We start from the raw sequence: 14,360 nt of genomic DNA, 5'->3' as shown, positions 1-14,360 counted from the left end.
GGCGTGAATTTTGCGCCTTGACCTTTGGCGATAGAATCGGTATTGATAGTCTGTGGTTGCTTATAAAGTAATCATTGTTTTCTTTCCACCAGATAAATGATGAGGGAAATAAGGCATGAAGAGACAGAAACGCGATCGCCTGGAACGGGCTCATTCACGTGGTTATCAAGCAGGTATTGTCGGTAGACCAAAGGAATTTTGTCCTTATCAATCAATTAATGCTCGGTCTTACTGGTTGGGAGGCTGGCGAAAAGCCATGGAGGACAGGGCTGTTACCGCTTAGCGCGCCTTGTCATTAGAGGGAACGCCTCCGCTTTTGCGGAGGCTTTTGTTTTTTAGGGGCTAAATACCTTGATTCTGCATCTCTCTCTGTTCAATCGACACAGAGATCAACTGACGGAAGCGAACGACAAATACATGAGCCTCGCATGACAAACTGGGGCTTTATTGCTTCTGTAACGTCATTTACGCATTTATTTCGATTTCGATCATTTTTCGCCAATTTCTTAGTCGTTATTGCTCGATTGTGGTTTTAAACTGAGCGAATAAGGTGTTTTTTCATTATTTATTGTTAAAAAATCTATCATTACTACCTGAATGGTATGGCTCAAGGCGCCAATGTAGTGTAATTTTTTTCCTCGGAATTTTCTGAAAAGCAGTTAGAGATTAGAGAGAAGAATATAGTGAAATTACGAACCAGAATTGCACTGCTATGCGGTACGACCTTGTTAGGAATGCTAATTTTATCTGCGGTGGCGCTGAACACACTCTATAACACGATGATGAGTGAACGCACCGGCCAGCTCTCTACGCTGGTTGAACTGGCTCATTCTGCGGCACAGAAAGCGTATGAACTGGAGAAAAGCGGCCAACTGTCGCGTGATGAAGCAGAGAAAGAAGCCAAACGGACGATCGGTAGTTTCCATCAGGGCGATCGCTATTTCTTCGTGCGTGGCTACACCAATGACGTGAACTATGTGCACCCGAATCCTAAGCGTATTGGCATCGTCGATGCGAATGGCGGTAAAGAAGCCGGAGAACGCTACCGTGCTTCGCTTCAAGGTAATACGATTGGTACGGTGATCGCGGAAGGGACGCGTCCAGGGCAGCAGAATAAAGTTGAGAAGCTTTATGCCGTCATTAAATTCGAACCTTGGGACTGGACGATTGGCTACGGTGATTACATTGACGATATTCAGCAGACGTTCTGGCACAATGCACTGATCCTGCTGTCTTTAGGTTTGATTCTGCTGTTAATCATTTCCGCATTTGCATGGAATATGTTGCGTACGCTGATGCGCCAACTTGGCGGGGAGCCGCAATATGCGGTGGATGTCGTGCGTGAAATCGCAGAAGGCAATCTACGCATTGACGTTGAAACGAAGCCGGGCGATCAAACCAGTATTCTCTACGCTATCCGCGCGATGCGCGACAACCTATCGCATCTGGTTAATCAGGTTCGCAGCAGCACAAACTCCATTGCCACGGCTTCGACGCAGATCGCATCGGGTAACGGTGATTTGTCTGCTCGTACCGATTCGCAGGCCAGCGCATTAGAGCAGACGGCAGCGGCAATGGAACAACTGACGGCAACGGTGAAACAGAATGCGGATAATGCGCGCTATGCGAATGAACTCGCGGTGTCGGCATCGGATGTAGCGGTGCGCGGTGGGGATGTTGTCAGCCGGGTCGTGGTGACGATGGACTCCATCAGTACATCATCGCGTAAGATTGTGGATATCATCGGCGTTATTGACAGCATCGCTTTTCAGACGAATATTCTGGCGCTGAATGCCGCGGTAGAAGCGGCACGTGCTGGTGAGCAGGGGCGTGGTTTCGCCGTGGTCGCGAGTGAAGTGCGCACGTTGGCGCAGCGCTCGGCATCCGCAGCCAGAGAAATTAAAAGTTTGATTGATGATTCCGTTGCCAAGGTGGGCGAGGGCACGGATTTCGTGAAGCAGGCTGGTGATACCATGAGTGAAGTGGTTGAAAGCGTACACCGCGTAACGTCGATGATGGGCGAAATCAGCGTCGCGAGTGCAGAACAGCGTTCCGGTATTGAGCAGGTCAATCTCGCGATCTCGCAGATGGATCAGAGTACTGAACAGAATGCGGCGTTGGTTGAAGAAGCGCTGGCTGCTGCAAGATCGCTGAGCGAACAGGCACAAGATCTATCACGCACCGTTGAACAGTTCCGCGTCGATGAATCTGCGGGCAACTATCTGGCGCTGGGTGCAAGGTAAGAGGAACAAAACGGCGGGGTTCAGGCATTAATCGAACGCTGCCGATGCTTCTCGTCCGCTCCAGCACCATAAAAGAAAACGCCCCTGACTTGCGTCAAGGGCGTTTTCTTTTATATGGCGGTGAGGAAGGGATTCGAACCCTTGATACGTTTTCACGTATACACACTTTCCAGGCGTGCTCCTTCAGCCTCTCGGACACCTCACCGTGGTCTCGCTGTATCGCATAGTAGCGGACGGCGCTAATGTAGGGAAATTGCCGAACAGCGTCAACAAACTTCTGCATTCAAGGCGCGCAATTAGCTAAAGTTAACGCAATTTGTTGCTTTGCTCACCGTTTTTCGTTCTTGCCCTGGCGCATTCCCCTGCCATGCGCAAACGTTTATGTTTCATTTGTGTTAATCATACGTTGTGGTTTCGTTTGCAGGCTGCGGAATATCCTTGAAAATGGTATGCTGATTCGCAAACGTTGACCCTGGAGAACCTATGTATCCCGTCGATTTACATATGCACACCGTTGCCAGCACACATGCTTACAGTACCCTGCATGATTACATCGTCGAAGCACAGCAGAAGAATATCCGACTGTTTGCCATTACCGATCATGGCCCGGATATGGCGGATGCGCCGCATTATTGGCACTTCATGAACATGCGCGTTTGGCCGCGTCTGGTTGATGGCGTCGGTATCCTGCGCGGTATCGAAGCGAATATTAAAAACATTGAAGGTGATATCGACTGCACCGGGCCCATGTTGGATCAGGTGGATGTGATTATCGCGGGCTTCCATGAGCCGGTTTTTCCACCGCAGGATAAAGACACGCATACTACGGCAATGATAGCGACCATGGCACGTGGCGACGCGCATATCATTAGCCACCCTGGCAACCCGAAATTTCCCGTCGATATCCGCGCGATTGCGGAAGCCGCGGCGAAATACAACGTGGCATTGGAGCTGAATAACTCTTCTTTTATGCATTCACGCCAAGGCAGTGAACCAAACTGTCGGGCGATTGCGGAAGCCGTGCGTGACGCGGGTGGGTTACTTTCTTTAGGTTCCGATTCCCATATTGCCTTTTCTCTGGGAGACTTTACCCACTGCGAACGCATTTTGCAGGAAGTGAATTTCCCGCAGGATCGGATATTAAACGTAAGCCCTCGGCGCGTGTTGGATTTCCTCGAACAGCGTGGAATGCCGGCTATCGCTGAACTTGCTGATTTGTGACGTTGTCACTTAAAGCAATGTCACTTAAAAATAAACAGGATTATGAATGAACGAGTTTTCTATTGTGTGCCGCCTATTGGGCACACTGTTTTATCGCCAGCCGCAGGATCCTTTGCTGACGCCGCTATTCACGCTGATTAAGGAAGGGAAACTGGCGCAACACTGGCCGTTAGAGCAGGATGCGTTGTTGGAGCGTTTGCAAAAGGGTCTAGATTTGCCCGCAATGGCGGCAGATTATCAGGCGCTGTTCGATAGTGACAATGGCTCAGTGTCACCGCTGCGTTCGTCCTATGAAAGTGATGCTGATGACGCGGAAATTCGTACCTTTTTGCAACAGCGCGGCATGCCGTTAAATGACGGTGGTGTGGTTGGGCATTTTGGTAGCTTGTTGCTTGCCGCATCATGGCTGGAAGATCAGGCACAAGAAGACGAAACGGCGGCACAGATTACCCTGTTTGATGAATATCTCTTACCGTGGAGCGATCGTTTCCTCGGGAAGGTGGAAAGCCACGCCACCACTGCATTTTATCGCACACTGGCGATAGTGTGCCGCGAAGCGCTGGAAGCCATGCGGGATGAGCTGGGCGAAAGCGAAGAAGACGACGACGAGTCTGAAGCAGAAGCGTAATACGGTAGACCGACGATGCCGATAGCAAACATTGAGTATGCTATCGGCGAGTCAGCGTTAGTCAGTAAACAGGATGACGATCTGGCCAGGTTTGATTTCGATGCCTTTTGCCATCTTCTTCGCCATCGACTCCGTTGTGCTCTTATCCGCATTCAGCACGTAAGCTGGCTTTTGGTCAAAATAGCTTTTTAGCGATTGGTTAAGATACGGGCTTAGCGTTTTCATTACCGTCTGCATTTTTTCTGGCTGTACGGTGTAATCAACCAGTTCCATGTCTTTCAGGTAAATCGCGCCCTGCGTTTTATCAAATACCGGCTGTGCTTTCAGCGTAAGCTTCATGTCGGCAGCCTGATTGCCCAACAGGGACGAAATATCGACCTTCGCATTGCCCGTCAGGGTAACTTTCCCCGGTTCTGCCCGACCGATCTGGCTGGATAGCTCAGTCAACACGATATGGGCATCCACCACGCCGGGCACGCCCAACTGTTTCTGATAATCGTTGTGTTTTTGCAGGTACTCATTCACTTCCTGCTCACTGAGCGTGTATTGCGTGAGTTTATTACAGCCGCTGAGTGTAAAAGCAAGCAGCACTGCGGCCGCTGCCATCCATCCTGATTTTTTCATTATTCTGACCTCTTGATGCTATTTACGCGCACAATTCATTCCTACGGTAGTCTATTCACATGAACGATCTCTGTATGTGAACCATCAACACGATTCTGCACGGGCAGCGTGCGCCTGATGCGCAGGGTAAACAATAGGATAGCACTGAAATGGCCGATGATGCCGCTTCAGAATGAAGCGGCGGAGTGAAACTAAACGGTTAGATTGCCAGACTGCTGAGTAGCGTGACCTGAGTCTGTTTCGCCATGTTATCCCGATAGTCCGCAACGCGGGAAGGAGGGGTAACCCCCGCAACGATGGACAGCGAACGTAGCAGCGGGAAGAGGTTGATATCGTCCGTTGATAGCACGCCGTTGCAGGCGTTTGGCTGAACAATCAGCGGATCCAGATCCTGTAAGTCGTTGTTCAATTTCTTAATCAGCCCCTGTGAATGACTCAGATGGTCAGCGAAATTGCCTAGCTGGGCTTCCTTCTTATTGACGAAATAGTGTCGGGCTGAAGCGGATGCAAATTCTTCAAAGGCTGCCTGAGCAAAGCGGGGGATAATTAGACGCGGCGTATACTCGGTGACTTTACGCAACCAGGCGGCGATGGCCGGATTAGTTGAACCAGTCAGCAGCGGTTTGCGGTCGTAATTATCGATGTAATGAACGATGTCCATGCTTTCTGGCATGTAGCTGCCATCGTCTTTTTGCAGAATGGGCACCATTTTCTGGCCGATCAATCTCTCTGGCGTCGCAGCGTCATCATTCGCCAGTATTTGCAGTTCGATAGGGAGATTTTTCAGACCGAAGATCATGCGTGCTTTAACGCAGTAGGGACAGTGATCGTAAATGTAGAGCTTCATACGTCGTCTCCTAATATAACAAGGTATAGACAAAGGCCGTTGTGCGACCCAGCGTGTAACCCATTATCAAACAAGATAAGTCGAGTATGCGAGAAGGCCCACGACGATAACAATTGTTTGAATGTATTAGGAAAGTATAGAAGGGCTTTACCGACGAGATCAAACTCGCCGGTAAAATTCAGATTAATGACCACCCAGCATGGCGGGCTCAATGCGGCGTTGATTGAATTGCCAATAGAGTGCGGCTAACGTCAGGAACCCGATGGTGCCTAGCATGAACCACGGTAGTTCCGGTTGATTCAGCGCGTGTCCGGTATCGAATAACCAGCCGCCGCCGCTGTAACCAATCGCGCCACCGAGCGCTAACCCAAGTCGACTGAAACCCATATAGCTGCCTCTGGCTCTGGAGTCTGCCAGCGAAGCGCTCAAGGTTTCACGCGCAGGTTCGGCAATAATCGAACCTACGTAAAACAGGCTGATCAGCAGCAGCAGGGTTTGCAGTTCTGTTGTCATCCCGATCGGGAACATACTGACGGACATAATGAAAAGCCCCGCCATCAGGCGTTGTTCCAGCTGGAAGCGCTTCTCGCTCCAGCGGGCGATAGGGTACAACAGCGTTAGCGACAGCCCCGCTTCAATGGCATACATCCATTTCACCGCAGATGGCGTTCCGGAGATTTCGTTGACCATAATGGGCAACATCAACAGAACCTGCACGGCTAACATGTAGTAGCCCGTCAGCGTTAACACATACATCAGGAAACGGCGGTCGCGAATAACACGTGTCAGACCTTCCAGTATTGGCGTCTTGACCGTCGAGATGCGATAGGCTGGCAGTAGCCAGGCATTGAGTGCAGCGGCAAGCACAAAGATGACCGCGCCCGCCCAGCAGACGATCTCGAAATCATACTGGAGCAACCAGCTACCGATGAGGGCACCGATAACGGCGCCAGCGCTGTCCTGCATCATCAACAGAGAGTAAAAACGCCCACGCTCCTGCGGACGAACCAGTTTGATGACCAGTGCGGTACGCGGCGGATCGAATAGTGTGCCGCCAAGACCGGATAGCGCACAAGACAACCAGAGCAGCCAAGGTTCATCGGCAATTGCCATGAACACAAAACCGGAGGCGCGTAGCAGCATCCCGGTAATAATCATCGGTTTGGCACCAAAACGGTCAGCAATGGCCCCGCCGAAAATACCGAGCCCTTGCTGAATAAACTGGCGCAATCCCAATGCGATACCGACTAATAATGCGGCCCAGCCGAGATCGTCGACAAAACGAATGGAAATAAGGGGAAAGACAACGAAGAATCCCAAAACCACCAGCATATTATCGAGTAATAAAAAATATTTACCCAAGCTCCGAGCTTGCGACATCAGAGGCATGTTTCACCACAACGAAGAAAAGAGGAAAATAACAGACGTGACTATTTTGTACTCTAATTCGACTTTGGTATAGCCTATTGTTGGATAATATTTTTTTATCGATTTAACGTTATGTGAGTAGCATTTCGGCGAGAAAAAATGGCTTTACTGAATCAACTGCGCAATAACTCGGCGACGGGGATTTTACGTCTCTGAATTTATGTGGTTATAGTAAGGATTATCGGAAATACCGATATATTCTGCTTGTACAGAGTAGTTACTTTTTCAGCGGCGATGAATTTTACTTATCGATAACATGGAGAGGCAGGGGGAAAAATGTTTGGCTACCGTTCAACGCCAGCAAGAGTGCAATTGACAACTGACAGGCTGGTGGTGCGTCTGGCCCATGAACGCGATGCATGGCGTCTGGCCGAATACTATTCTGAAAACCGTGATTTTCTTAAGCCGTGGGAACCCGTAAGAGACGCGAGCCATTGCTATCCATCAGGCTGGCAGGCGCGGCTGAGCGTGATTAACGATATGCATAAACAGGGCAGCGCTTATTACTTCCTCCTGTTGGATCAGAATGAAAACGAAGTGTACGGCGTGGCGAATTTCAGCAACGTACTGCGGGGATCGTTTCACGCGTGCTATCTGGGCTATTCACTCGGCCAAAAATGGCAGGGGCAGGGGCTGATGTATGAAGCGCTGCAACCGGCTGTACGTTATATGCAGCGTCAGCAGCATATGCATCGCATCATGGCTAATTATATGCCGCATAACCAGCGTAGTGGGAATTTACTGGCGCGTTTGGGGTTTGAACGTGAAGGCTATGCGAAGAATTATCTGCTCATTGATGGCAAATGGCAGGATCATGTATTAACCGCGCTGACCAACGCCGAGTGGAAGTCTCCGCGTTAAGGAAAAATGATGAAATACCAATTGGATGCTCGTGAAGCCCGCGTGATTGGTTGCATGCTGGAAAAGCAGATCACTACGCCGGATCAATACCCGATGTCGTTAAACGGCATCACCACGGCCTGTAATCAAAAAACCAACCGAGAGCCCGTGATGGAACTGAGCGACAGCGAGGTTCAGCAAACGCTGGATTTACTCGTGAAGAAGCATTTCCTGCGCACGCTCAGCGGGTTTGGTAATCGAGTGGTGAAGTATGAACATCGTTTTTGCAATTCTGAATTTGGTGACCTGAAACTCTCACCTGCGGAAGTGGCACTGGTGACGACGCTTCTGCTGCGCGGCCCACAGACGCCGGGCGAGTTGCGTACGCGTGCGGCCCGATTGTATGAATTTTCAGATGTTGGTGAAGCCGAGTCTACCCTTGAACAGTTGCAACAGCGTGAGGATGGGCCATTTGTCGTCCGGTTGGCGCGTGAAGCAGGGAAACGAGAAAGCCGCTATCAGCATCTTTTCAGCGGCGAGGTCAGTGAGATTATTGCTCCCGAAGCGGACAGCGCAAGTGACAATTCACCGCTAGCCGAGCGTGTTGAGGCGTTAGAAAAAGAGGTTGCTGAACTCAAACGTCAGCTTGCCGTGCTGTTAGCGCAATGAATCTGTATCAGGGAGAAAATGCGTCATGACCCCCCAGTTTACGTCTGCGGAACGTGTTGCAGAACATAGCATTTCAGAAAATAGTATTTCAGAACCGAGTGTCTCCGCCCGACGTCCCCGTATCGGCGTCGTTGGGCTGGGATCTATCGCGCAGAAAGCCTATTTGCCTATTCTCAGTCAGGCTGAGGGCTGGGAACTGGTCGGCGCGTTTTCTCCCGATCGGCAAAAGACGCAGCGAATTTGTCAGCACTATCGGATGACGAGTTTCTCGGCGCTGGATGAACTGGCAGCACAGTGCGATGCGGTCTTCGTTCATAGCAGTACTGCCAGCCATTTTTCCGTTGTGAGCCAGTTGCTTAACGCGGGTGTCAATGTCTATGTGGATAAACCGCTGGCAGAGACGCTGGAGCAGGCGGAAGCGCTGGTCGAATTGGCGGCGCAACAACAAAAAATTCTGATGGTTGGCTTTAATCGCCGTTTCGCACCGTGCTATCAGCAGCTAAAACAGCGGCTGGATCAGCCGGCCTCTTTGCGTATGGATAAACACCGTATTAATGGCGTGGGGCCGCAGGATGTCCGTTTTACTCTGCTCGACGATTATCTGCACGTGGTGGATACCGCACTCTGGCTGGCGGGCGGCGATGCTCAACTGATTGATGGTGTGTTGCATACGAATGCGGACGGCCAATTGCTGTATGCCGAGCACCATTTCCAGAGCGGCGGCTGTCAGGTGACGACGAGCATGCACCGTCATGCGGGAAGCCAGCGGGAATGGGTTCAGGCCGTCACGCATGGTGGGCTATATCAGGTCGATGAGATGCGTGAATGGCGTGAAGATCGCGAAGGAATAACGGTCCGCCCGGCCGTACCATCCTGGCAAACCACGCTAGAACAACGCGGATTTGTCGGTGCGGTACAGCATTTCATCACAGCCATTGAGCAACGGAAACCAGCGGAAACATCAGGTAACCAGGCATTGCTGTCCCAGCGCATGATTGAACAATTGCTGAGAAAAAGCTGAAAAGTTCGACGGTTATGACAATGTTCGGTAGCTATTACACGCGCAATGCGTAGACTAGTCGCACCTCGCAATCAGGATGCCCTCAACGGGTTAATAATCGGTCCTGAACCGTTCAGAAAATAATCGGATGAATTTACTTAAATCACTGGCTGCCGTCAGTTCTATGACCATGCTATCGCGCGTTTTAGGGTTTGTGCGCGATGCGATCGTCGCTCGTATTTTTGGTGCAGGTATGGCGACGGACGCCTTCTTTGTGGCGTTTAAACTGCCTAACCTGCTCCGACGAATTTTCGCGGAAGGCGCATTTTCACAGGCTTTTGTGCCGATTCTGGCCGAATACAAAAGTCAGCAGGGCGACGAAGCTACGCGAACCTTCCTCGCCTATGTTTCCGGTATGTTGACGCTGATTCTGGCGTTAGTCACCGTGGCGGGGATGGTCGCTGCACCGTGGGTCATCATGGTGACCGCTCCCGGTTTTGCCGCGACGCCAGAGCGCTTTGAACTCACTTCGGATCTATTAAGAGTCACGTTTCCCTACATCCTGCTGATCTCGCTGACCTCTATGGTCGGTTCGGTGCTAAATACCTGGAACCGTTTCTCGGTGCCTGCGTTTGCACCGACATTGCTTAACGTCAGCATGATTGGTTTCTCGCTGTTTGCCGCCCCGTATTTTAATCCACCGGTGATGGCGCTGGCCTGGGCGGTATTGGTTGGCGGTTTACTGCAACTCGGCTATCAGCTACCGCATCTGAAAAAGATTGGCATGCTGGTATTGCCGCGTTTGAAGTGGCGTGACCCGAGCGTCTGGCGCGTCATGAAGCTGATGGGGCCTGCGGTTCTGGGCGTCTCGGTGAGCCAAATTTCGCTCATCATCAACACCATTTTTGCTTCCTTCCTCAGCGAAGGGGCGGTGTCATGGATGTATTACGCCGACCGCCTGATGGAGTTTCCTTCCGGCGTATTGGGCGTGGCGTTAGGGACGATCCTGCTCCCGTCGCTGGCGAAGAGTTTTGCCAGTGGCAATCATGACGAATACTCCCGTCTGATGGATTGGGGGCTCCGCCTGTGTTTCTTGTTGGCGCTGCCGAGCGCCGTGGCATTAGGCATTTTGGCTAAGCCCTTAACCGTATCGCTGTTCCAGTACGGCAAATTTAGCGCCTTTGATGCGCTGATGACCCAGCGTGCGCTGATTGCCTACTCGGTCGGACTGATGGGACTGATTGTTGTCAAAGTACTCGTGCCCGGTTTTTATTCTCGGCAGGATATCAAGACGCCGGTCAAAATAGCGATAGTCACGCTGATCCTGACGCAAGTGATGAACCTGATCTTTATCGGACCGCTGCAACATGCTGGTCTGGCGTTGTCTATCGGTCTAGCCTCCTGCCTGAATGCCGGACTGCTGTATTGGCAACTGCGTAAGCAGGATATTTTCCAGCCGCTGCCGGGGTGGCGGAGTTTTCTGGTTCGCCTGCTTGCTGCCGTTATTGTGATGTCGCTGGTTTTACTGGGCATGCTGTGGTGGATGCCCGCGTGGGATGACGGCAATATGACAATGCGTATTCTGCGCTTGTTGCTGGTCGTGGTCGCAGGGGCGGGTTCCTATTTTGCCACGTTGGCGCTGTTGGGATTCCGTCCTCGGGATTTCGCCCGCCGTAGCGTGTGACAACGCGACGCCATTGCGGAATAAAAAAACGTAGGGAACGTTTTTCAACGTTGCACAGCAACGGCCCTCAGGGTGACGGACAAGGATGTTCGTCATAAAAAAACGCCATTGGTTTGTCACCAATGGCGTTTTTGCTTTCAATCGATAGATAAATAAGTTTTCAGTCGATGGAGAATTACATCTTCTCGACGGTTTCGATGCCCAGTGTATCCAGACCTTGCTTCAACGTTTTCGCAGTCAGCAGTGCCAATCTCAGACGGCTTTGACGAACGTCATCACTTTCGGCATTGAGAATCGGACAGTGCTCGTAGAAACCGGAGAACAGGCCCGCCAGATCGTACAGGTAGCTACACATCACATGCGGTGTGCCTTCGCGGGCGACGGAAGTGATGGTTTCTTCAAATTGCAGCAGACGCGTAGCAAGTGCAAATTCACGCTCATCACTCAGCGTAATCGGCTGCGTTAAGCTGTCTTCTTGTATAGCTGCACGCTTGAAAATAGACGCGACGCGCGTATAGGCGTATTGCATGTAAGGCGCGGTGTTGCCTTCAAACGCCAGCATGTTGTCCCAGTCAAAAACGTAGTCCGTCGTGCGGCTCTTCGACAGGTCGGCGTATTTGATCGCGCCGATAGAAACCACTTTCGCCAGCGCGGTTAACTCATCGCTTTCCATCTGTGGATTTTTCTCTGCGATGAGCTTCAGGGCGCGATCGTAGGCTTCATCCAATAGTTCGGACAGCTTGATCGTTCCGCCTGCGCGCGTTTTGAATGGCTTACCGTCTTTGCCCAGCATCATGCCGAACATGTGGTGTTCGAGGCTGACAGAATCAGGCACATAGCCAGCTTTACGCACGATAGTCCAAGCCTGCATCAAATGCTGATGCTGACGAGAATCGATGTAGTAAAGCACGCGATCGGCGTTCAGGGTTTCATAACGGTATTTGGCGCAGGCGATATCTGTTGTGGTGTAGAGGTAGCCGCCATCCTTTTTCTGGATGATGACGCCCATCGGTTCGCCTTCCTTGTTTTTGTATTCATCAAGGAAAACAACCGTTGCGCCTTCGCTCTCAACCGCCAGACCTTTTGCTTTCAGGTCGGCAACGATGCCCGGCAGCATGCTGTTATACAGGCTTTCACCCATAACATCCTGTTTGGTCAGTGTGACGTTGAGGCGTTCGTAGTTGATCTGGTTCTGCGTCATGGTGATATCGACGAGCTTGCGCCACATCTGACGGCAATACTCATCACCACCCTGCAATTTCACCACGTAAGCGCGCGCGCGTTCGGCGAAATCGGCATCTTCATCGTAGTGTTTCTTCGCTTCACGATAGAACGCTTCAAGATCGGAGAGATCCATCTCGCTGGCGCTTTCGTTTTGCATTTTTTCAAGGTAGGCGATCAGCATGCCGAACTGCGTACCCCAGTCGCCAACGTGGTTCGCACGAATCACGTTGTGGCCTAAAAACTCCAGCGTACGGGCCGATGCATCACCAATGATGGTTGAGCGCAGGTGACCGACGTGCATTTCCTTCGCGACGTTAGGGGCAGAGTAGTCAATTACGATCGTTTGAGGCTCAACTGGGGTTAAACCCAGTTTTGGTGCATTCAGGGCGTTTTCAACCTGGCTCGCAACCCACTGCTTATCGAGAAAAATATTAATAAATCCCGGGCCTGCGATTTCTGTTTTTTCCGCAATGCCCTCCAGCGCCAAAAGTTGGACGACTTTTTCGGCCAATTGTCGCGGCGGCATGCCCAGTTTTTTTGCCACGGCCATGACGCCATTGGCCTGATAATCACCAAACTGTGCTTTTGCCGACTGACGAATCTGAGCTTCGCTGTCTGCTGGCGCGCCCGCGGCGGTTAACGCCTGGCTGACTTTTTCGGAGAGAAGAGCCTGAATATTCACCGGTTTACCTTAAATAAAAAATTAAGCCTTGCTTATACCATATTTGCCTTTCCTCGTCAGCAGACGGGGCGAGGCAACGGGATGTTCAGGTGAAAAAACACCCAGACAGCGGGAGATTAAAGAAGAGGGAACGAGATAAAAAAAAGATAAGGAGAACACGACAAAAAAGAAAAAGTAGTTTTAGGTAGAATAAAAATAAATCAAATCGCGATCTTAACGTTTTTTTGACCGACTATTTGCACCAATTTTATGCGAGTCTCTGGTTTTAAAATGACGAAAAATAGCATATGCCGCAATAGCGATAAGTGCGATGGATATAATGAGTAAAACCATGGTGATATCTCTGCGTTATTATTTGTTTTCTTAATTTATACGTTTTCTTTTCGGCGTTCAATGGGGGCCGCTTTATTTAAGATTCCTCCCAGAATAGATTGCGAGAAGTATCGCAACTTACACTTGGTAAAAAACATTTCCGTTTATTAATCAAACAGCATCGTTACCTTTTCTTTGCATTTAATGCGTTTCACGTAATGAAGGTGTAAATAAATGTACATGGAGAAAAATAGAATTTAATTAGGATGCGTCACGGGTGTGATATTCTCACTATGTAAATGGTTATTGATAATGTGAGATGCCGCGAGGAGTGTTACCCGATATGTTACCCGATGATTTGATAACGGATTTAGCGCGTTTTGAGCAGGAGTTACAGGAATTGGCTGATGTGCTACGGCTGGATTTAGGCGCATTTCATGCGGACCATATTTCGCTGCGCTGTCATCAGAATACGACGGCTGAATCATGGAAAGCGGCGCTGCTAAAGTCTGGCAGTCTGCTGTCTGAAAATCCGATCAATGGCCGCACAATCTGCTTGTTTATTCTGAACAATGCCATTGCGGTCGGCCCCTGGCAGATTACCTGTATCGAGCTACCATGGCCGGGGAAAAAGCATTATCCGCATGAAGGATGGGAGCATGTGGAACTGGTGCTGCCTGGTGAGGCAGAAACGCTGCATCAACGTGCGCTGGCCTGTTTGTCTGATGATGCGCTGCGCACGCCGGGCATCAAGCTTAAATTCAGTTCTCCGCAAGGCGAAAAAGAGCGAATTCCTAATCCGACGCTGGCGGTAACCAACGGGAAAGTGACAATAAAGTTTCATCCATGTGATATACGCGATGTGGTCGCAAGCGAAATGTCGACGCTATAAAAATAACGTATGGCTCGTATGTAGCGTAATCAGAAAGATAACATTGGCGGAACGATAAAATGGTGT

Annotated in this window: 13 protein-coding genes and 1 tRNA gene; 9 read left to right on the top strand and 5 right to left on the bottom strand. The window is 50.6% G+C overall.

The features are described from left to right. Positions 1 to 115 precede the first annotated feature (115 nt). The gene (rmf, locus tag EO763_RS12510) at positions 116 to 283 is read left to right on the top strand and encodes a ribosome modulation factor (protein ID WP_010276992.1); all 168 of its coding nucleotides are present in this window, start codon (positions 116 to 118) and stop codon (positions 281 to 283) included. A 400-nt stretch (positions 284 to 683) separates the two neighbouring features. Beyond that, positions 684 to 2,243, top strand: a complete 1,560-nt coding sequence (locus EO763_RS12505) for a methyl-accepting chemotaxis protein (RefSeq protein ID WP_161529141.1) — start codon at positions 684 to 686, stop codon at positions 2,241 to 2,243. A 115-nt stretch (positions 2,244 to 2,358) separates the two neighbouring features. On the opposite strand, the gene EO763_RS12500 is transcribed toward EO763_RS12505, so the two are convergent. After that, positions 2,359 to 2,448: transfer RNA gene (locus EO763_RS12500), tRNA-Ser, on the bottom strand. 278 nt (positions 2,449 to 2,726) lie between these two features. Between EO763_RS12500 and EO763_RS12495 the strand changes: the two genes are divergently transcribed. Both EO763_RS12495 and EO763_RS12490 read left to right on the top strand, forming a co-directional pair. Beyond that, positions 2,727 to 3,464, top strand: a complete 738-nt coding sequence (locus EO763_RS12495) for a phosphatase (RefSeq protein WP_039500776.1) — start codon at positions 2,727 to 2,729, stop codon at positions 3,462 to 3,464. Positions 3,465 to 3,510: 46 nt separating this feature from the next. Further along, positions 3,511 to 4,092 carry a TorD/DmsD family molecular chaperone gene (locus EO763_RS12490; RefSeq protein WP_161529140.1) on the top strand — a complete coding sequence of 194 codons (582 nt, stop codon included), beginning with the start codon at positions 3,511 to 3,513 and terminating at the stop codon, positions 4,090 to 4,092. Positions 4,093 to 4,149: 57 nt separating this feature from the next. On the opposite strand, the gene EO763_RS12485 is transcribed toward EO763_RS12490, so the two are convergent. The 3 genes from EO763_RS12485 to mdtH form a co-directional block, all read right to left on the bottom strand. Next, the gene (locus EO763_RS12485; protein WP_044204882.1) at positions 4,150 to 4,716 is read right to left on the bottom strand and encodes a lipoprotein; all 567 of its coding nucleotides are present in this window, start codon (positions 4,714 to 4,716) and stop codon (positions 4,150 to 4,152) included. 199 nt (positions 4,717 to 4,915) lie between these two features. Further along, complete coding sequence (gene grxB, locus EO763_RS12480) at positions 4,916 to 5,563, bottom strand: glutaredoxin 2 (RefSeq protein WP_161529139.1); 648 nt, start codon at positions 5,561 to 5,563, stop codon at positions 4,916 to 4,918. Between the two features lie 183 nt (positions 5,564 to 5,746). Continuing rightward, positions 5,747 to 6,952 (bottom strand): multidrug efflux MFS transporter MdtH, encoded by a 1,206-nt coding sequence (gene mdtH, locus EO763_RS12475; protein WP_161529138.1) that lies wholly within the window; start codon positions 6,950 to 6,952, stop codon positions 5,747 to 5,749. A 315-nt stretch (positions 6,953 to 7,267) separates the two neighbouring features. Between mdtH and rimJ the strand changes: the two genes are divergently transcribed. The 4 genes from rimJ (at position 7,268) to murJ (ending at position 11,184) form a co-directional block, all read left to right on the top strand. Then, complete coding sequence (gene rimJ / locus EO763_RS12470; protein WP_010306801.1) at positions 7,268 to 7,852, top strand: ribosomal protein S5-alanine N-acetyltransferase; 585 nt, start codon at positions 7,268 to 7,270, stop codon at positions 7,850 to 7,852. A gap of 9 nt (positions 7,853 to 7,861) precedes the next feature. Beyond that, positions 7,862 to 8,500 (top strand): YceH family protein, encoded by a 639-nt coding sequence (locus EO763_RS12465; RefSeq protein ID WP_161530385.1) that lies wholly within the window; start codon positions 7,862 to 7,864, stop codon positions 8,498 to 8,500. 25 nt (positions 8,501 to 8,525) lie between these two features. Beyond that, positions 8,526 to 9,521 carry a Gfo/Idh/MocA family protein gene (locus tag EO763_RS12460; protein WP_208851952.1) on the top strand — a complete coding sequence of 332 codons (996 nt, stop codon included), beginning with the start codon at positions 8,526 to 8,528 and terminating at the stop codon, positions 9,519 to 9,521. Positions 9,522 to 9,648: 127 nt separating this feature from the next. After that, positions 9,649 to 11,184: a murein biosynthesis integral membrane protein MurJ gene (gene murJ, locus EO763_RS12455; protein ID WP_039505354.1), complete on the top strand. Its 1,536-nt coding sequence runs from the start codon at positions 9,649 to 9,651 to the stop codon at positions 11,182 to 11,184. Between the two features lie 175 nt (positions 11,185 to 11,359). Here the strand turns inward: murJ and argS are convergent, their stop codons facing one another. Beyond that, positions 11,360 to 13,090 (bottom strand): arginine--tRNA ligase, encoded by a 1,731-nt coding sequence (gene argS, locus EO763_RS12450; RefSeq protein ID WP_161509382.1) that lies wholly within the window; start codon positions 13,088 to 13,090, stop codon positions 11,360 to 11,362. 655 nt (positions 13,091 to 13,745) lie between these two features. Here argS and EO763_RS12445 point away from each other — a divergent pair. Then, on the top strand, positions 13,746 to 14,294 hold the full coding sequence (locus EO763_RS12445; RefSeq protein WP_161529137.1) for a VOC family protein: 549 nt from the start codon (positions 13,746 to 13,748) through the stop codon (positions 14,292 to 14,294). The last annotated feature ends 66 nt before the right edge of the window (positions 14,295 to 14,360 follow it).

The sequence above is a fragment of the Pectobacterium odoriferum genome, from assembly GCF_009931295.1.
Classification (GTDB): domain Bacteria; phylum Pseudomonadota; class Gammaproteobacteria; order Enterobacterales; family Enterobacteriaceae; genus Pectobacterium; species Pectobacterium odoriferum.
Note: the sequence above shows the minus strand (reverse complement) of the source record. Positions and strands in the feature narration are given on the sequence as shown.